General features: G+C 71.4%; 15 protein-coding genes. 5 read left to right on the forward strand and 10 right to left on the reverse strand.

Annotation, left to right across the window (positions count from 1 at the left end; translation table 11 throughout):
* Positions 1 to 1,275 (reverse strand): magnesium chelatase ATPase subunit I (locus VFB40_RS25365; protein ID WP_349261633.1); only part of this gene is annotated, 1,275 nt, incomplete at its 3' end.
* A gap of 404 nt (positions 1,276 to 1,679) precedes the next feature.
* The gene (cobN, locus tag VFB40_RS25370; protein WP_349261634.1) at positions 1,680 to 5,435 is read right to left on the reverse strand and encodes a cobaltochelatase subunit CobN; all 3,756 of its coding nucleotides are present in this window, start codon (positions 5,433 to 5,435) and stop codon (positions 1,680 to 1,682) included.
* A 251-nt stretch (positions 5,436 to 5,686) separates the two neighbouring features.
* On the opposite strand from cobN, the gene VFB40_RS25375 reads away from it, so the two are divergent.
* Both VFB40_RS25375 and VFB40_RS25380 read left to right on the forward strand, forming a co-directional pair.
* Positions 5,687 to 6,451 (forward strand): class I SAM-dependent methyltransferase, encoded by a 765-nt coding sequence (locus VFB40_RS25375; protein WP_324854948.1) that lies wholly within the window; start codon positions 5,687 to 5,689, stop codon positions 6,449 to 6,451.
* A gap of 112 nt (positions 6,452 to 6,563) precedes the next feature.
* A complete protein-coding gene (locus tag VFB40_RS25380; protein ID WP_324854950.1) occupies positions 6,564 to 7,037 on the forward strand; it encodes a carboxymuconolactone decarboxylase family protein in 474 nt (157 codons plus the stop codon).
* A 122-nt stretch (positions 7,038 to 7,159) separates the two neighbouring features.
* On the opposite strand, the gene VFB40_RS25385 is transcribed toward VFB40_RS25380, so the two are convergent.
* The 4 genes from VFB40_RS25385 to VFB40_RS25400 all read right to left on the reverse strand — a co-directional run bounded on the left by VFB40_RS25385 (position 7,160) and on the right by VFB40_RS25400 (position 10,730).
* The gene (locus VFB40_RS25385) at positions 7,160 to 7,945 is read right to left on the reverse strand and encodes a sulfite exporter TauE/SafE family protein (RefSeq protein ID WP_324854952.1); all 786 of its coding nucleotides are present in this window, start codon (positions 7,943 to 7,945) and stop codon (positions 7,160 to 7,162) included.
* Positions 7,946 to 8,032: 87 nt separating this feature from the next.
* The gene (locus VFB40_RS25390) at positions 8,033 to 9,142 is read right to left on the reverse strand and encodes an SPFH domain-containing protein (RefSeq protein ID WP_324854954.1); all 1,110 of its coding nucleotides are present in this window, start codon (positions 9,140 to 9,142) and stop codon (positions 8,033 to 8,035) included.
* A 245-nt stretch (positions 9,143 to 9,387) separates the two neighbouring features.
* Entirely contained in the window at positions 9,388 to 9,804 is a 417-nt protein-coding gene (locus VFB40_RS25395; RefSeq protein ID WP_324854955.1) for an NfeD family protein, read from the reverse strand.
* A gap of 143 nt (positions 9,805 to 9,947) precedes the next feature.
* Positions 9,948 to 10,730, reverse strand: coding sequence for an ABC transporter ATP-binding protein (locus VFB40_RS25400; RefSeq protein ID WP_324854957.1), 783 nt, complete (start codon positions 10,728 to 10,730; stop codon positions 9,948 to 9,950).
* A gap of 47 nt (positions 10,731 to 10,777) precedes the next feature.
* Between VFB40_RS25400 and serB the strand changes: the two genes are divergently transcribed.
* Positions 10,778 to 12,061, forward strand: coding sequence for a phosphoserine phosphatase SerB (gene serB / locus VFB40_RS25405; RefSeq protein ID WP_324854959.1), 1,284 nt, complete (start codon positions 10,778 to 10,780; stop codon positions 12,059 to 12,061).
* Positions 12,062 to 12,091: 30 nt separating this feature from the next.
* On the opposite strand, the gene VFB40_RS25410 is transcribed toward serB, so the two are convergent.
* The gene (locus VFB40_RS25410; RefSeq protein ID WP_324854961.1) at positions 12,092 to 13,276 is read right to left on the reverse strand and encodes an ABC transporter permease; all 1,185 of its coding nucleotides are present in this window, start codon (positions 13,274 to 13,276) and stop codon (positions 12,092 to 12,094) included.
* On the opposite strand from VFB40_RS25410, the gene VFB40_RS25415 reads away from it, so the two are divergent.
* Entirely contained in the window at positions 13,245 to 14,459 is a 1,215-nt protein-coding gene (locus tag VFB40_RS25415; protein WP_324854963.1) for a phosphotransferase, read from the forward strand. The two genes, VFB40_RS25410 and VFB40_RS25415, sit on opposite strands and share 32 nt — an antisense overlap.
* Positions 14,460 to 14,487: 28 nt before the next feature.
* Here the strand turns inward: VFB40_RS25415 and VFB40_RS25420 are convergent, their stop codons facing one another.
* From VFB40_RS25420 to VFB40_RS25430, 3 genes are all read right to left on the reverse strand, one after another.
* On the reverse strand, positions 14,488 to 14,691 hold the full coding sequence (locus tag VFB40_RS25420; RefSeq protein WP_324854965.1) for a hypothetical protein: 204 nt from the start codon (positions 14,689 to 14,691) through the stop codon (positions 14,488 to 14,490).
* A gap of 79 nt (positions 14,692 to 14,770) precedes the next feature.
* Positions 14,771 to 15,205: a MarR family winged helix-turn-helix transcriptional regulator gene (locus tag VFB40_RS25425; RefSeq protein WP_324854967.1), complete on the reverse strand. Its 435-nt coding sequence runs from the start codon at positions 15,203 to 15,205 to the stop codon at positions 14,771 to 14,773.
* A gap of 2 nt (positions 15,206 to 15,207) precedes the next feature.
* Positions 15,208 to 16,965: an MFS transporter gene (locus VFB40_RS25430; protein WP_414642150.1), complete on the reverse strand. Its 1,758-nt coding sequence runs from the start codon at positions 16,963 to 16,965 to the stop codon at positions 15,208 to 15,210.
* A 338-nt stretch (positions 16,966 to 17,303) separates the two neighbouring features.
* Here VFB40_RS25430 and VFB40_RS25435 point away from each other — a divergent pair.
* Positions 17,304 to 17,493, forward strand: a 190-nt coding sequence (locus VFB40_RS25435) for a hypothetical protein (RefSeq protein WP_324854971.1), incomplete at its 3' end; no start/stop codon positions are given.

Genomic DNA, 17,493 nt, shown 5'->3' on the forward strand with positions numbered 1-17,493 from the left:
GGGGACTGCGTACAGCTTCGTGCGGTAGGGATCGGCCGGCGCGACTGCCGCCTGCTCAAGCGCGGGACGGACCGCAGAAGCCGCAGCTGACTGCTCGCCAGTCGCCGAGTCCTCCCGTGTCCCTTCGCTCTGTCGTGAACCTTCCTCGCTGCTGTTGTTTGCGGCCGGAGTCTGATCGTTAGTTTGATCGTTCTCCCGAGTGTCCTCGGCCTCTCCATCGGCGGTGGGCCTGTTAATTCTGTCCGGCTCAGCGGGACAGTCCTCGCCACCCGGCCCGTCGGGATCCGGCTCCGGCTCGTCGTCGCCCTGATCCCGCAGCGCCTCGTCGAGCTTGTCCTCGTCAAGGCCCGGAGCGTCGAACGGATTGCGCCGACGCCGGTGTGGCAATGCGAGGCGTGCGGCGTCGCGTACCTCGGCCGCAGTCACCTCCGGCAGGCCACGCCAAGCCGCGAGCGCCACAGCCGCGCGCGCGGTCACCAGGTCCGCGCGCATTCCGTCCACCTCGAACGCGGCACAGACCCGTGCGATGCGCTCCAGCTCCGCGTCCGGCAGCACGACCGCCCCGAGCGCCGCACGTGCCGTCGCGATCCGCTCGCCGACCTCCCGGTCCGCCGCGGCCCACGCGTCCGCGAACCCGGCCGGGTCGGCCTCGTACGCCAGCCTGCGGCGCACCACCTCGGCGCGCTGCTTGGGCTCCCGGCTCGCGGCGACCTCAACGGTCAAGCCGAACCGGTCAAGCAGCTGCGGCCGCAGCTCGCCTTCCTCCGGGTTCATCGTGCCGACCAGGATGAACCGGGCCGCGTGCCGTACCGACACCCCGTCACGCTCGACGTGCGCGATGCCCATCGCGGCCGCGTCCAGCAGCACGTCCACGAGGTGGTCCGGCAGCAGGTTGACCTCGTCGACGTAGAGCATCCCGCGGTGCGCGGCGGCGAGCAGTCCGGGCTGGAACGCGGCGACGCCCTGTCCGAGCGCGCGTTCCAGGTCGAGCGAACCCGTCAGCCGGTCCTCCGACGCGCCGACCGGCAGTTCGACCAGCCGGGCCCGCCGCGACTCAGCCGGCGAAGTCCCGTCAGCCGGATGCGGACCGTCGGGGCAGCCGGGGTCGGGCGCGGCCGGATCGCAGGCGAAGCGGCAGCCCGGGACGACGGACACCGACGGAAGCACGGCGGCCAGCGCGCGCACGAGCGTGGATTTCGCGGTGCCCTTCTCCCCGCGGGCCAGGACGCCGCCGACGCCCGGGTGGATCGCGTTGAGGATCAGCGCGAGCCGCAGGTCGTGCTGGCCGAGAACGGCCGAGAACGGGAAGTGCGGATCGGCCGCTTTCGCGGATGCGGACTGTCCGGCGGTCGCGGACGCGGTGTGCGCAGCGTCCGCCGCAGCCTGCGCGGCAACGGCCACAGAAGTGCCTTCCTTCTCTCGGGAGCCCACGCCCGATCGAGCAGAAAAAACCGGCGGACGGCTGGGAGTTCCTGACTCACGCGGCGCGCCCGGCGGCTGACCGGTGACGCTGCGCTCACAGTGGCGGGACCGCTCCGGACTGGACCCACCGTGAGCAGGCAGGAGCCCGCCCGGGTGGATCGGCACCGGATTCCTCCGTGACCGTCGCCTAGAGCATAGCCGGACCATGAGCGGCCGTTGTCGCGGCCACGCCCGCCCGCCGGATCGGCCGCAGCCGGCTACTCGCCCTCGAGGTCGCCTTCCAGGTCGAGATAGACCTCGCGGAGGCGGTCGAGCGTGTCCGGGTCGGGGGCCGACCACAGCTTCCGCTCGGCCGCCTCCAGCAGACGCTCGGCGACGCCGCGCAGCGCCCAGGGGTTCGAGCGGCGCATGAAGTCGGCGTTGGTCTCGTCGAAGACGTAGGCGGCGGCGAGCTTCTCGTACATCCAGTCGTCGACGACGCCCGCGGTCGCGTCGTAGCCGAACAGGTAGTCCACGGTCGCCGCGAGCTCGAAGGCCCCCTTGTATCCGTGGCGCTGCATCGCGGCGATCCACTTGGGGTTGACCACGCGCGAGCGGAAGACGCGGTGGGTCTCCTCGGCGAGCGTGCGCGTCTTCACGGTGTCGGGAACGGCCGAGTCGCCGACGTACGCGGCCGGGGAGGAGCCGGTCAGCGCCCGGACGTAGGCGACCATGCCGCCGTGGTATTGGAAGTAGTCGTCGGAGTCGACGATGTCGTGCTCGCGGGTGTCCTGGTTCTTCGCGGCGGCCTCGATGCGGCGGAACGCGGCGTCCATGTCGGCGCGCGCCTCGCGTCCGTCGAGGCCGCGGCCGTAGGCGTAGCCGCCCCAGACCGCGAAGACCTCGGCGAGGTCGGCGTCGCTGCTCCAGTTGCGGGCGTCGATGAGCGGAAGCAGGCCCGCACCGTACGCGCCCGGCTTTGAGCCGAAGATGCGCGTCGTCGCGCGCCGCCGGTCACCGTGCGCGGCCTCGTCCGTGTCGGCGTGCGCCTTGACGTAGTTGACCTCGACCGGTTCGTCCAGCTGCGCGACGGCCTGAATCGCGTCGTCCACGAGGGAGACCACGTGCGGGAAGGCGTCGCGGAAGAACCCTGAGATGCGGACGGTCACGTCGATGCGCGGCCGGCCGAGCTGTTCGGCGGGAATGACCTCGAACCCGGTGACGCGGCGGGAGGCGTCGTCCCAGACCGGCTCGACGCCGAGCAGCGCCAGGATCTCGGCGATATCGTCGCCCTGGGTACGCATCGCGCTGGTGCCCCAGACCGTGATGCCGACCGAGCGGGGGTAGGCGCCGGTGTCGGCGAGGTGGCGCGCGAGCAGGGAATCGGCGAGGGCGCGGCCGACGTCGTGTGCGTTGCGCGACGGGATCGCCTTGGGGTCCACGGAGTAGAAGTTGCGGCCGGTCGGCAGCACGCTGACCAGGCCGCGGGTCGGCGAGCCCGAGGGCCCGGCCGGGATGTAGCGGCCGTCGAGAGCGCGCAGGACGTTGCCGATCTCGTCAGTGGTCCGACGCAGCCGCGGGACGACTTCGCGGGCGGCGAACCGCAGCACCGCGGCGACGTCGGGAGTGATCCGAGGCCTGTTCACCCCCTCGCTGTTCGCTCCCACTCCGATTTCAGTGGGCCTGTTAACTTCACCAAGCCCAAGCCCGTCAGCTCCGCTGAGCAGCGCGTCGACATCCCATTCCGCCGCCGCCAACGCCTCGATCAGCGCCCTGGCCTCGCCTTCGAGCTCGTCCACGTGCGCCGGGTCGGTCTCAGCGTCCTGCGGCAGGCCGCGCGCCTCGGCAAGGGCGCGCCGCAATCCGGGCAGCGCTCCCCCGCGGCCCTCGTACCCCGCCGCGCCGCCGAAGATCTGGCGCGCGCGGACGATCGCGAGCACGTCGTTGACCAGCTCCTCGCCCTCCGGCGCGCGGCCGAGGATGTGCAGGCCGTCGCGGATCTGCACGTCCTTGATCTCGCACAGATAGCCGTCGATGTGCAGCACGAAGTCGTCGAAGTCGTCCTCGCCCGGCATCGAGTCCTGATGAAGGTCGTGGTGCAGCTGCGCCGCCGTGACCAGTTCCCAGATCTGCGCGCGCACGACCGGTGCCTTTGCCGGGTCCAGGGCCTGCACGGTGGCGTACTCGTCGAGGAGCTGTTCGAGCCGCGCGAGGTCGCCGTACGCGTCGGCACGGGCCATCGGCGGGATCAGGTGGTCCACGACGGTGGCGTGCGCTCGCCGCTTGGCCTGCGTGCCCTCGCCGGGGTCGTTCACGATGAACGGGTACACCAGCGGCAGGTCGCCGAGCACGGCGTCGGGGGCGCAGGACTCTGACAAGCCGAGGCCCTTGCCGGGCAGCCATTCCAGCGTGCCGTGCTTGCCCAGGTGCACGAGCGCGTCCGCGCCGAATCCGCCCTCTGATGCGGGTGCGGCGAGCCAGCGGTAGGCGGCCAGATAGTGGTGGCTGGGCGGCAGGTCCGGGTCGTGGTAGATCGCGATCGGGTTCTCGCCGAAGCCGCGCGGCGGCTGGATCAGCAGGACGAGGTTGTCGAACGTGAGGCTGGCGAGCACGATCTGCGGCGCGTCCGGGCCGGAGTCGTCGACGTACAGCGAACCGGGCGGCTCGCCCCAGTGTTCGCGGATCGCCTCGCGCAGGTCGGTGGGCAGGCTGGTGAACCAGCGTTCGTAGTCGGCCAGCGGCACGCGCGCGGTCGCGGCGGCCAGCTGCTCGGCCGTGAGCCATTCCACGTCGTGGCCGCCCGCGGCGATCAGCGAGTGGATGAGGGTGTCGCCGTCGTCGGGGAACTCCCCCACCGCGTATCCGGCCTCGCGCATGGCCGTGAACAGGCGCACGGCCGACGCCGGAGTGTCCAGGCCCACGGCGTTGCCGATGCGCGCGTGCTTGGTCGGATAGGAGGAAAGCAGAACACCGATTCGCTTGTCGCGGTTGGGTTTGCGCGACAGCGCGGCGTGCCGGGCGGCGATGCCGGCCACGCGGGCGGCGCGTTCGGGGTCCGCGACGTAGACCGCGATCCCATCGGAGTTGTGCTGCTTGAACGAGAACGGAACGGTGATCAGGCGGCCGTCGAACTCGGGGATGGCGACCTGCATGGCGGCGTCCATCGGCGAGAGCGCGGCGTTCGAGTCCTGCCATGCCTCGCGGGTCGAGGTAAGGCAGAGTCCTTGGATGACCGGCACGTCGAGCCGGGCGAGGGCGCCGACGTCCCAGGCGTCCTCGTCACCGCCTGCCGAGGCGTCGGCCGCGACCGCGCCGCCGGCAGCAAGGACTGTCACGATAAGCGCGTCGCAGCCGCGCAGCAGGTCGGTCAGGCCCGTGTTGTCCTGGTCGCCGAGCGAGCGGAGCGAGGCGCAGAAGACGGGGCGCGCGTTGGCGCCCGCGGTCTCGAGGGCGTCGCAGAGCGTGTCGACGAACGCTGTGTTGCCGGAAAGTTCGTGTGCGCGGTAGTAGATCACGCCGACGGTCGGCCGGTCCGGATCCACGGCGCGTGCGCGGTCGCCGGCGTCAGTGCGGAGGCCGAAGAGCGGCGTCGGCTGCGGGGGCTCGAAGTCGCCGCCCGGCTCGTCGCGCAGGACAGCGGCGTCAAGGAACTCCGATAGCCGTGCGAGGTTTTCCGGTCCTCCGGCTAGGAGGTATCCCGACGCTGCGGTCGCCACCGAGAGCGGCACCGAGGAGAGCGCCATGAGGTCGGCGTCGGGCGTGGCTTCGCCGCCGAGCGCGATGGTCGGGATGCCCGCGTGCGCGAGGGCGGCGAGCCCGTCCTCCCAGACGCGCGCTCCGCCGAGCAGCCGCACGATCGCGACGCGCACCCCGTCGAGCAGGGCCGGCAGTTCGGCCGTGGCGACTCGGGCCGGGTTGGCCACGCGGTAATCGGCACGGGGCTGCGCGGCCGGCTGCGGCGCGCTCGCGGCGCGGGCGGCGAGCAGATCGGTGTCGGCGGTGGAGACCAGCAGGATCGTCGGGGGGCGTTCCACGGACACTGTGCGGGCGCTGCCTTTCGCGTCGATGCGTCGAGTGCCGCTCGGATCAGGGGCCTGATCCGCTCGGCGGAGGACCCCGGGGCGTCGCGGCGCCGATCCGGTGCCGTGGACCGGGTCACCGGGCCGCCGCGCGGCGGATCGCCAGCCTATCGCCCCGGCGTCGTTATCCGATCGTCACCTTTCGGTCGCCACCTGGTCACCGGCCAATACGGTCAAAGCATGATCGTTGGTGTTAGGTTCGCACTGTGGCTATCCACCACGCCGCAGAACTCGGCTACCAGCGCGCGGCGGCGGACTATGAGCGCGTCCGCCCCTCGTATCCGACGCGGTCTCTGGCCGTGCTCGCCGACGCGCTCGACCTGCGCGCCGGCCGGTGCGTCGCCGAGGTGGGCGCGGGCACCGGGAAGTTCACCCGGCTGCTGGCGCTGACCGGGGCGCGGGTGGTCGCGCTGGAGCCGGTGGCGGCGATGCGGGACCGGCTGGCCGAGCTGCTGCCCCAGGTCGAGGCGGTGGACGGGCTCGCGGAGGCGACCGGCCTGCCGGACGGCGCGATGGACGCCGTGGTGGCGGCGCAGGCCTGGCACTGGTTCGATCCGAAGGCGGCGCTGGCCGAGGTCGAGCGGATCACGCACCGGCGCGGGCGGCTCGGGCTGGTGTGGAACACCCTGGACGAGACGGTGCCGTGGGTGGCCGAGTACTCGAAGATCTACCGGCAGTGGCGCACCGAGGCGGTGCCGGGGCACCGGGACGGACGGTGGCGCCGGTTCTTCGACGACCTGCCGGGCTGGTCTCCGCTCGCGGCGCAGCATGTGCCGAATCCCTTTGTGACGGACCGCGAAGGCGTGCTCGGGCAGGCGCTCACCTCCAGCGTCATCAGCACCCTGGACGCCCACAGCCGCGCGCAGGTGCGCCACGAGCTGGAGGCGGTGCTCGACCGGCACGAGGAAAGCCGCGGCGACCGCATCGAGATCCCGTACGTGACTGACGTTTACTGGACCGCGCGGATCTAGGCTCCGGCGGGTCCGCGCGCTGCGAGACCTACGTCACATTCTTCGCTGTCACGTTCCGCCGAGCCGTTCCGTCAAGGCCGTGTAACCAACGGGAACGGCTAAGGAGCTCCCCATGGAAGCCCGTCTGAACACCCAGAACAACCCGCTGCTCGGCAAGGTCATCAAGTACGTCAACTCGGCCGGGAAGGTGCTCTCGGACTCGTCGCTGCCGCTCGCCACCCAAGAGCTGGTGAAGCTGCGGGCCAGCCAGATCAACGGCTGCGGGTTCTGCACCGACATGCACTACAAGGACGCGGTGGCGGCCGGCGAGGACCCGCTGCGGCTGAACATGGTGGCGGCCTGGCGCGAGGCGAAGTCCTTCACCGAGGCCGAGCGCGCCGCGCTGGAGCTGGCCGAGCAGGGCACCCGCATCGCGGACGCGGCCGGCGGCGTGCCGGACGAGGTGTGGGCGAACGCGGCCAAGCACTACGACGAGGAGCAGCTCTCGGCTCTGGTAGCGGTGATCGCCCTGATCAACACCTACAACCGGATGAACGTCATCCTTCAGCAGCCGGCCGGCGACTACCAGCCCGGGATGTTCGGCTGAGCATGATCTGAACCGGACGATCTCGACCGGTTCCCGGGGCTGTCGGCGCGCGAGGGCGCCGGCAGCCCCGCGCTGTGTCCGGCGCCCGTGGGTCAGGCGTCAGTGGGTCAGGCGTCAGTGGGTCAGGCGAGCAGCTTGACGAGCGCGACGATCCCGACGCAGACGATCACGACGCGCAGCGCCGTCGGCGGCAGCTTGCGGCCGATGCGCGCGCCGAGCTGGCCGCCGAGGATGGACCCCGCGGCGATAAGCCCGGCGGCGCCCCAGGCGATGTGCGTGGAGGCGATGAAGATGACCGCCGCGACGCCGTTGACCAGCGCGGCCAGCACGTTCTTCGCGGCGTTGAGGCGCTGGAGGGTGTCGGTGAACGCGATGCCGAGCAGGCCGATGAGGATCACGCCCTGCGCCGCGCCGAAGTAGCCGCCGTAGACGCCGGTGCCGAAGACCAGCGTCCAGAGCACCGGGCCGCCGGCGGCGTTCGCGCGTCCGGCCTCGCCCCGGCCGCCCCGGGCGGCCTGGCGGCGGGCGACCCACCGGGCGAGCACCGGCTGCGCGATGACGAGCGCGAGCGCGATCAGGATCAGCGCGGGGACGATCGCCTTGAAGGCCCCGGCGGGCAGTGTGAGCAGCAGGATCGCGCCCGTGACGCCGCCGAGCACGGAGGCGCTGCCGAGCAGCAGCAGCCTGGCGCGCTGCCCTTGCAGTTCCCTGCGATACCCGTGCACGCCGCTGATCACGCCGGGCACCAGGCCCACGGTGTTGGTGACGTTGGCCAGCACCGGCGAGTAGCCGAACGCGAGCAGGGTCGGGAAGGTGATCAGCGTGCCGGAGCCGACGACGGTGTTGATCGTCCCGGCCGCCAGCCCGGCGCCGAGCAGCGCGGCCGCCTCGCCAATCCCATGCGTCACGCGATCAGCGTACCGGGGCGCGTCTAGCAGTCGGCCGAGACGTGCCCCTTACCGCGTGTGTCCCTCGACACTGTGGGTGCTCGTCGCCTATTCGTCTTCGGCGCCGTAAAGCACGTCGGCCGGTGACAGGCGGCGTGGCCGCGGCGTGTGCGCCGGACGGTCGGAGGGCTCGCGGGCCGGGCCGCCGCCCGCCGCTTGCGCCGCCGGAGCGGCCGAGGGGCGCGGACCGGTCGGGCGGGCCGGGTCGCCGCCCTCTCCCCCGCTGCCACCCGCGTTGCCGGGCCCGGAGCCGGGGCCGGGTTCGCCGTTGGCCTGCGGGGTGCCGATCTTGCTGAACGCGCCGCCGATGCCCTCGACCGCCTTGCCCAGCTCGCTCGGCACGATCCAGACCTTGTTCGCCTCGCCCTCGGCGAGCTTCGGCAGCATCTGCAGATACTGGTAGCTGAGCAGCTTGGAGTCGGCGTCGCCCTCGTGGATGGCCTCGAAGACCTTCTTGATCGCCTGGGCCTCGCCGCCGGCGCGCAGCTCCGCGGCCTTGGCCTCGCCCTCGGCCTTGAGGATCATCGACTGCCGGTCGCCCTCGGCACGCAGGATCTCGGCCTGCTTGACGCCCTCGGCCTGCAGGACGGTCGCGCGCCGTTCGCGTTCGGCGCGCACCTGCTTCTCCATGGCCTCGGTGATGTCGCGGTTGGGCTGGATGGTGCGCAGCTCCACGCGGTTGACCCGGATGCCCCAGGGCCCGGTGGCCTGGTCCAGGGCGTCGCGCAGCTCGGTGTTGACCTCGTCGCGGCTGGTCAGGGTGCGCTCCAGGTCCATGCCGCCGACGATGTTGCGCAGCGTGGTGGAGACCAGGTACTCGATGGCCTGCACGTAGTTCTGGATCTCGTAGGTGGCCCGGCGCGGGTCGGTGACCTGGTAATAGACCACCCAGTCGATGTAGACCAGCAGGTTGTCCTCGGTGATGACCTCCTGCGGCGGGAAGGGCACCACCTGCTCGCGCATGTCCACGGTGGCCCGGATGGTGTCCGCCACCGGGACCAGGAAGCGCAGCCCTGGCTCAAGGGTCCGCCGGTAGCGGCCGAAGCGCTCGACGACCTGGGCGCTGGCCTGCGGGACGATCTGCACGGACCGGTAGAGGAAGTAGGTGACCGAAAGCACCACGATCAGCACCACGAGAATCGCGGTGACCACGCTCATCCCTGCCTCCCCTGAATTTGGCGACGGCCCTCAGTCGTTTCGACCCCACTGCCGTGCCGCGATATGACGATGCGGTGAGCTGCAAAAGTTAAAGTACTGACGAGCCCACACGATACTGCGATTATGCCCAAAGTTTCAGCCCGTCAGCCCTAACGCGCCGGGCCGAAAAGATGACCGCTCGGGGCGCGGGCGTCGGCCGAGTCGCGCGCCGGGGGTACGGCGCGCGCCCGGAAGCCCGGATGAGTTCAAATGACCAGCGCGGTCGCGCCGTCGATCTCCAGGACGTGCACGACGGCTCCGGGCTCGAAGACGGCCTCGGGATCGTAGGCGCGGGCGGTCCAGATCTGGCCGCTGAGCCTGATCCGGCCGGCGTGCGCGTCGACGCGGCTGGTGACCAGGGCGTCGCTGCCGACCAAAGCGGCGACGCCGGTGCGCAGTCCCGGACGCGACTGATGGCGCATCACGGCCGGGCGCAGAAAGACGATGAGGCCGACGCTGACGCCCATGAAGACCGGTATCTGCCCGGCCAGCGGCAGGCCCAGCGCCGCCAAAGCGGCGGCCACCGCCGCCGCCGCGGCCGCCATGACACAGGCGAGGGTCGCTGTCGCACTCTCGGCCAACAGCAGTAAGACGGCTGTGACCATCCACCACACCCAGCCCATGCCGACCATGGTACTGACGGCGATCGACTTTGCGCAGTCCGTAGCTGGTTTTTCAGCGCTTGCAGCGTCCTGAGACGGCCGCTTAGCTCAGCCTGCTGATTCGGCGGGCGGGGCCGAGCCGCTGCCCACGGCGCGGGCCGCGGTCACAGCCCGCGCGCGTAGTACCTGCCCCCGGTGCTCTCCACGGCCAGCGGGATGTTGAAACAGGCGGAAAGGTTCTCCGCGGTGAGGGTCAGCGGCACCGGGCCGGCCGCCACGACGCCGCCCTGCCGCAGCATCAGCACGTGCGTGAAGCCGGGCGGGATCTCCTCGACGTGGTGGGTGACCAGGATCGTCACCGGGGAGTTCGGGTCGGCGGCGTGGTTGGCCAGCCGGCGCACCAGGTCCTCGCGGCCGGCCAGGTCGAGCCCGGCGGCCGGCTCGTCGAGCAGCAGCAGCTCGGGGTCGGTCATCAGGGCCCTGGCGATCAGGACCCGCTTGCGCTCGCCGGAGGACAGCGTGCCGTAGGTGCGCTCGGCGAAGCCCTCCATGCCCCACCAGGCCAGCAGGTCGTCGGCGCGGCTGGTGTCGATCTCGTCGTATTTCTCGCGCCAGCGGCCCAGCTGGCCGTAGCTGGCGGTCAGCACGGCGTCGCGGACCCTGGCGGTGCGCCCGAGCCGCTGGTCGACGGCCGCGGAGGTCAGGCCGATGCGGGGACGCAGCTCGAAGACGTCCACCTTGCCGAGGGTGTCGCCGAGGATGGTGGCGGTGCCGCTGCTCGGATGCAGGTTCCCGGCGGCGATCTGCAGCAGCGTGGTCTTGCCGGCCCCGTTCGGCCCGACCACCACCCAGCGTTCGCCCTCGGCGACCCGCCAGGTGATCCCGCTCAGCAGCTTCTTCCCGTCCCGCACCAGGGAGACGTCGACCAGGTCGAGCACGTCCGTCATGTGGCCAAACCTATAGGGTGCGGATGACGGGCCGGTAGCGTGGGGCCATGCAATCGGAGATCGTCGGGGCGCCGGACGGGCGCCCTCTGGGCCTCTCGGACGACGCGCCGACGCTGCTGGTCACGGTGTTCGGGGCGGACCGGCCGGGGGTGACCGCCGCGCTGTTCGAACAGATCACCGAGTTCGAGGCGCGCACCGGCTACGCCGCGCAGGTCGCGGACGTCGAGCAGATAGTGCTGCGCGGCCGGCTTGTGCTCGGCGTGCTGGTCACGGCCCCGCAGGACCAGACCGAGTTCCGGATCGCGCTGCACCGGTGGGCGGCGGCGTGGAAGCTGGACGTGGAGATCACCGAGGGGCGCGGCGACAACCGCAGGCGCCGGGCCGGGCGCAGCCGGGTGACGGTGCTCGGGGCGCCGCTGACCGCCGGGGCGATGGGGACGGTGGCCGGGCGGATCGCCGAGGCGCAGGGCAACATCGACCGGATCGTGCGCCTGGCGAAGTACCCGGTCACGGCGATCGAGCTGGACGTGTCGGGCGTGGATCCGGCGCGGCTGCGCGGGGTCTTGGCCGCCGCGGCGGCCGAGGCCGGGGTGGACATCGCGGTGCAGCGCTCGGGGCTGGCGCGGCGGGCCAAGCACCTGGTGGTGATGGACGTCGACTCCACGCTGATCCAGGACGAGGTGATCGAGCTGCTGGCCCGGCACGCGGGCTGCCTGGAGCAGGTTGAGCAGGTGACGGCGGCGGCGATGCGCGGCGAGCTGGACTTCACCGCGTCCCTGCGCGCGCGGGTGGCGCTGCTGGAAGGCCTGCCCGAGACGGTGTTCGACAAGGTGCGCGCGGAGGTGCGCTACACGCCGGGCGCTAAGACGTTGGTGCGTACGCTCAAGCGGTTGGGTTACCAGGTCGGGATCGTCTCCGGTGGTTTCACTCAGATCACAGACACGCTCGTCGGTCAGCTCGGGCTGGACTTCGCGGCGGCCAACACGTTGGAGGTCGCGGAGGGCAGGCTGACCGGCCGGGTCGTCGGTGACGTAGTCGACCGGCCGGGTAAGGCGGCGGCGCTGCTGCGGTTCGCCACGACGGCCGGGGTGCCGCTGTCGGAGACCGTGGCGATCGGCGACGGGGCGAATGACCTGGACATGCTGGCGGCGGCCGGGCTCGGCGTCGCGTTCAACGCCAAGCCGTTGGTGCGCGAGGCGGCGGACACGGCCGTGAACGTCCCCTTCCTCGACACGATCCTGTTTCTGCTGGGGATTCCGCGCGAAGAAGTCGAGGAGGCGGACGAGGCGTCAGGCGTCGCGGAGACCATGGGGGCCGAACCGGACGCCTGACGTCGGTGCGTGCGTCTGCGTGCTGCCGCGCTATTGAGCGGTCGCTGGTGTCGTCGCGGGCTTCGGGCGCAGGACTGAGGCGAGGCCGAGCGTCGCGAGCAGGCCGATGACGCAGTACGCGCCGAGGATGAACAGCGGTTCGGCGGTGTTCGCGCCGCCGAAGTAGGCGACCGAGCGGGTGGCGTCGGTGCCCGCTCCCGGCGGGAAGAACGCGCCGATCCCGCGCCAGAACGGCGGGATGAGCGCACGGGCGTAGGCCCCGCCGGCCGACGGGTTGCCGAGGATCACGAACAGCAGCACGGCGACGCCGATGCCGAGCACGCCGAGGGCGACCTGCAACGCCATGGTGACCGCACCGGCGCCGAACACGACGAGCGCCCCGACCACGGCCAGGTGCCAGAAGCTGCCGGGCAGCGCGCCGAGTTCGTGCTGCACGAGCCAGGCGCCGACGCCGCCGGCCACGCAGGCGCTCAGGGCGAGGGCGATAAGGCGCACGACGGCGCGGGTGGGCGTCGCGGGGCGTGTTCCGGCGCTGACACCGAGGATCGAGGCGATCAGGTAGCCGGTGACGGTCCAGCCGACGGCCATGTAGAAGGAGGAAAGGCCGCCGTTGTCCGCGGCCGCGACGGGCACGACGTCGCGGACGGTGACAGTGCGCTGCTGCTGTGCCTCGGCGCTCTGGATGATCCGGGTCACCGCGTTGGAGATGGACGGGCTCGCGGCGGAGGCGACGTAAAGGGTGTCGGTGCTGCTGGTCGGGTCGATGATCAGCGCGCCGGTGCTGGTGCGGTCGGCGACGCGGGAGCGAGCGGTCTGCTCGTCGGCGATCAGGCGCGGGGTGAGCGGCTTGCCGGGCAGGCTGGCAAGGCCGGCGACGGCCTGGCCCTGAACCGTGGTCGGCGCGACGACGTCGAACGGCAGGTTCTTGGCCGTCGGGTGATGCAGGGCACCGACATAGGACAGGATGAAGCCGACGCCGAGGCACAGGGTCGCGATGACGAGGATGGCGGAACGCGGCCTGACGGCGTCTTTGATCTCGTACCAGACGCCTGCCGGACGTTGCGGGCCTGTGTCCGCTGGAACTTCTGTGTCCGCCGCGACTGCGGGAATCACGTCGGTGTCGGGCTCGGGGGCGGGTGTGGCGGCAGCGGGTGGAGCGCCGTTGGCTGCGGTACGGGCCTCGGTGGCGTTTTCGAGCTCGTCGCGTTCCGTCATGCTGCCATTGTGGGTGCGCCGCGGCGCTATCGCTCGCCGGAGCGGGCCCGCGCGGCGGCTGCGCTGGCCTGCGGTTTTCTGTGCGCGGCCGGGTAATGCCTTGGACGGCGCGGTCGTGAGCTGCGAGGATGACGCCGTGTCAGCGCGTGCCGAAACCACCTCGCCGGTCATGGATATGGTCGATCTCACGCCGGTCGAGCCGGGCGCGGGAGTGCCGCCGTGGCGTGATCCGCGGTGGCTGGCCGAGGCGGTGGCGTGGATCGACGAGCGGCTGGGGGCTGTGGGACTGCGGCGCTCCAGCATTCCGGCGCTGCGGGGACGCATGTGGTCGGTGGTGGCTCGGGTGCCGGTCGGCGCGCACGGAACAGTGTGGTTCAAGGCAAACCCGCCGGGCTCGGCCTTCGAACCGGGGCTGATCGCCGCGCTCGGGCAGTGGGCGCCGGGGATGGTGCCGCCGGTGCTCGCCGTGGACACCGAGCGTGCGTGGATGCTGGCATCTGATGCCGGATCGCGCCTACATGAGGTGCTCGATCGCGACCCGGATCCGGCGCATCTGATCCCGGTGCTGCAGAGGTACGCCCGCCTTCAACGAGACCTTTCGACGCGTACCGGCGAACTGCTCGCGCTCGGCGTGCCGGATCTGCGGCCGACGACGCTGCCCGAGCGGCTGGAGACGCTCCTCGCTGACCAAGCACTGCTGGCTGCGATCGGCGAAACCCGATCCGAGGCGTTGCACGGCTTCCTGCCCAAGCTGCGCGAGCGTTGCGCGCTGCTTGATGCGTTCGGCATCGCGGCTTCGCTCGACCACAACGACCTGCACCCGAACAACGTGTTCGGGTCCGGCGACAGCGGGCTGGTGTTCGATTGGGGGGATGCGTCGATCGGCCATCCCTTCAGCACCCTGCTGGTGGTCTTGCGCGCGGCGAGAGCGCATTTCGGCGCGGCCGATCTCAGCCGCCTGCGCGCCGCTTACCTCGAGCCGTGGCTTGGGGACGGGTACCGCCTCGCCGAACTGGAGCGCGCGGCCGACCTGGCGATCAGGATCGCGCCGATCTCGCGGGCGACGACCTGGCGGCGGGTCTTCCCGTGCTTCGCCGGCGTCGAGGAGTCGAACGCCAGCGTGGCGCGCTGGCTCGTGCACCTGCTCGCGTCCGACCCGCTCGGCGAGTTCGAGCTGGCCTGAGCGGCGGCCGCTGACCGGCCGTCAGAGGTCAGCCGTTGTGCGAACCCCAGATCGCGACGACGACCAGCACGGCGAAGATCGCGACCATGCCGAGGGCGACGTACATCGCCTGGCGGCGTCCGGCCGCCCGCGTGGTCTCCCGCCACTCGCGCGGCGGCCACTCCTCCTCCGGCTGCGCCGCCGCGTCCCGGCTTTGCGGCGCGGCGTCGCGGGGAGTGTCAGTCTCGCTCATACGGCAAGTCTCCCACCTGCGGCCGCGGCGGCCGGTGCCGGGGGTGCGGCGCGGCGCACCGCGGGTCGCCGCCCGGTGCTCAGTCGGCCTCTTCGGCCAGCTGTTCGAGCACGGGCAGCGCGTCGACGAGCGTCGAGTACTGCTCCGGGGTCAGCCGCGCGACCCGCTCGGCGAGCATCGCCGAGCGCTCGGTGCGGATCTTCTCCAGCAGCGTGCGCGCGGCCTCGGTAACCACGATGTGGCAGGAGCGGCCATCCTCCGGGTCCGGGATCTTCTGGACCAGGCCGGCCTCCACGAGGCCGCTGACGGTGCGGGTCATCGAAGGCGCGGCCACCTTCTCGCGCGCGGCCAGCTCGCCCTGCCGGATCGGGCCGTGCTTCTCCACCATGACCAGGGCGGAGATCTGCGCGAAGGTCAGCTCGCTGGTGGAGCGCTGGGCCAGCCGCCGGTGCAGGCGGCCGACCGCGACACGCAGGCGGGTGATGTCCTGCGGATCCGTCGGCGGGGTGGTCATTGTCAAACCTTAGCTCGGCTCTCGCGCCGGGGCCGTATCGCGGACGCCAGCGCGCCGACCAGGCTCATCCCGATGGCGAGCCAGAACACGACGATCAGTCCGTCGTGGAAGGGCCCGGAGATCAGGTGCGGGAAGAACTGGCGGCCGGTGAGCGTCGCCGCGTTGTGCGCCGGCAGCGCGCCGAGGACGTGGGAGCCGAGTAGTTGCTGTATCGGGTTGTACCCGAGGAAGGCGGCGAACAGCACGCCCACCGGGGGCAGCGCGGCGACGGCGTGGGCGGCCTGCGCGGGGACGCCCTGCGCGGTCAGCCCGCTGTAGAGGGTGCTCGGCAGGCTGGAGGCCAGGCCGACGACCATCAGCGAGAAGAACAGGCCGATGGACAGCACCATGCCGGAGTTCTGGAAGGTCGAGCGGATCCCGGAGGCCGCGCCGCGCTGGTGCGCCGGGACGCTGTTCATGATCGCGGAGGCGTTCGGCGCGGAGAACAGGCCGGAGCCGAGGCCGTTGAGCAGGATCAGCGCCGCGAACACCGGGTAGCTGAAGTCGGTGGGCAGCAGCAGCATCCCGCCGAAGGTGGCCGCCATGAGCAGCAGGCCGCCGATGGCGAAGGAGCGGTGCCCGAACCGGTCCGAGAGCCGGCCGGCGATCGGCCCGGCGACCAGGAACCCGACGGTGAGCGGGACGAGGTAGATGCCGGCCCACAGCGGGGTCTGCGCGTAGTCGTAGCCGTGCAGCGGCAGCCAGATGCCCTGCAGCCAGATGATCAGCATGAACTGCAGGCCGCCGCGGGCCACCGACATCAGCAGGCTGGCGGCGTTGGCCCCGGCGAAGACGTGCGAGCGGAACAGCCGCAGCGGGAACATCGGCTCGGCCGTGCGCGCCTCGATGACCAGGAAGGCGGCCAGGACGACGGCGCCGCCGACCAGTCCGGCGATGATCAGCGGATTCGTCCAGCCCATGGTGTGGCCGCCGTAGGGCTGGATGCCGTAGGAGATGGCGGCCAGCAGCGCGGTCAGGCCGATCGCGAAGGTCGCGTTGCCCCACCAGTCGATGCGGCCGGGGCGGCGGGTGGAGTTGTCGTGCAGTGACTTGTACGCCCAGATGGTGCCGATGACGCCGATCGGGACGTTGACCCAGAACACTGAGCGCCAGTCCCAGTCGGCCAGCACTCCACCGAGGACTAGCCCGATGAACGAGCCGGCGAGCGCGGCGACGATGTTGATGCCGAGTGCGGTACCGCGCTGACGGGCGGGGAAGGCGTCGGTGATGATCGCGGTCGAGTTCGCCATCAGCATCGCGCCGCCGACGGCCTGCACCACGCGCCAGCCGATCAGCCAGAGCGCGCCGTGCCCGCCGGTGAACGGGTCGAGGGACAGGATGATCGAGCAGACGGTGAAGACCGCGAAGCCGAGGTTGTAGATCTTCACCCGGCCGTACATGTCGCCGAGCCGGCCGAGCGTGACCACGAGCACTGCAGTGACGAGCATGTAACCCATCAGCATCCACAGCAGATAGCTGACGTTGCCCGGCTCGAGCGGGTTGAGCCGCACGCCGTTGAAGATGGCCGGCAGCGAGATCAGCACGATGGAGCTGTTGATCGTCGCCAGCAGCATGCCGAGCGTGGTGTTGGACAGTGCCACCCACTTGTAGTGCGGGTGATCGGGGCCTGAGGACAGCGCGCCGCGGAACCCGCGCGGTTGCGGGATCGCGGCGGTGCCTATGGAGGTCCCGGCGTCGGTTACGCCGGCGGCATTCGCCATCGCGTTCGCGGTCTGACGCTCTTCGGTGTCGAGCCCCTCGGTTTCGAGTTCTCCGATGTCACTGTCCGACGGCATGCTGGCGGCTCCCATATAGTTAGCTTACGTTAACTAACTATAGGCGGCAGGTGATCGCCCCGCAAACCGAGTGACGGTGCCCCGGCGGGCCGGCCGGCCCACGGCCGCATTTCCGCTAAGTCAACAAAGCGTCAAGATCCGCCCATTGCCCGGCTAACTTCCGAACCGGGCCGCCGCCGCGCTCGTGACAGGTCGAGTCACCCTCTTATATGTTCGTCCGCCAACAGTCCGAGATCGCTGCGCAGGGGAGGTCGGGTTCGCCCGTGGGCTCGCACAGCAAGCCGAAGGGTCGCGGCGACTACCGGCATAGCAAAGCCCTGACTCGTGCTGGCACCGAGCAGTCGTGGACCAGGCGCTATCCCGCGATCACCGCGGCGGCGCTGGCCGGAACCGTGGTCGGCGGCCCCGGCGGCGTGGCGGCGGCGATGGCGTTCTCGGCCCACCCCGCGGACT

The organism is Actinocrinis sp. (assembly GCF_035650855.1).
Lineage (GTDB): Bacteria > Actinomycetota > Actinomycetes > Streptomycetales > Catenulisporaceae > Actinocrinis.

What these genes read in the sequence shown, in the direction of transcription:
- VFB40_RS25380 (WP_324854950.1), top strand. Translation starts at nt 6,564, where the DNA reads ATGGAAGCCCGTCTGAACACCCAGAACAACCCGCTGCTCGGCAAGGTC.
- VFB40_RS25390 (WP_324854954.1), bottom strand. Translation starts at nt 9,142, where the DNA reads ATGAGCGTGGTCACCGCGATTCTCGTGGTGCTGATCGTGGTGCTTTCG.
- VFB40_RS25395 (WP_324854955.1), bottom strand. Translation starts at nt 9,804, where the DNA reads ATGGGCTGGGTGTGGTGGATGGTCACAGCCGTCTTACTGCTGTTGGCC.
- VFB40_RS25400 (WP_324854957.1), bottom strand. Translation starts at nt 10,730, where the DNA reads ATGACGGACGTGCTCGACCTGGTCGACGTCTCCCTGGTGCGGGACGGG.
- serB (WP_324854959.1), top strand. Translation starts at nt 10,778, where the DNA reads ATGCAATCGGAGATCGTCGGGGCGCCGGACGGGCGCCCTCTGGGCCTC.
- VFB40_RS25410 (WP_324854961.1), bottom strand. Translation starts at nt 13,276, where the DNA reads ATGACGGAACGCGACGAGCTCGAAAACGCCACCGAGGCCCGTACCGCA.
- VFB40_RS25420 (WP_324854965.1), bottom strand. Translation starts at nt 14,691, where the DNA reads ATGAGCGAGACTGACACTCCCCGCGACGCCGCGCCGCAAAGCCGGGAC.
- VFB40_RS25425 (WP_324854967.1), bottom strand. Translation starts at nt 15,205, where the DNA reads ATGACCACCCCGCCGACGGATCCGCAGGACATCACCCGCCTGCGTGTC.
- VFB40_RS25430 (WP_414642150.1), bottom strand. Translation starts at nt 16,965, where the DNA reads ATGGCGAATGCCGCCGGCGTAACCGACGCCGGGACCTCCATAGGCACC.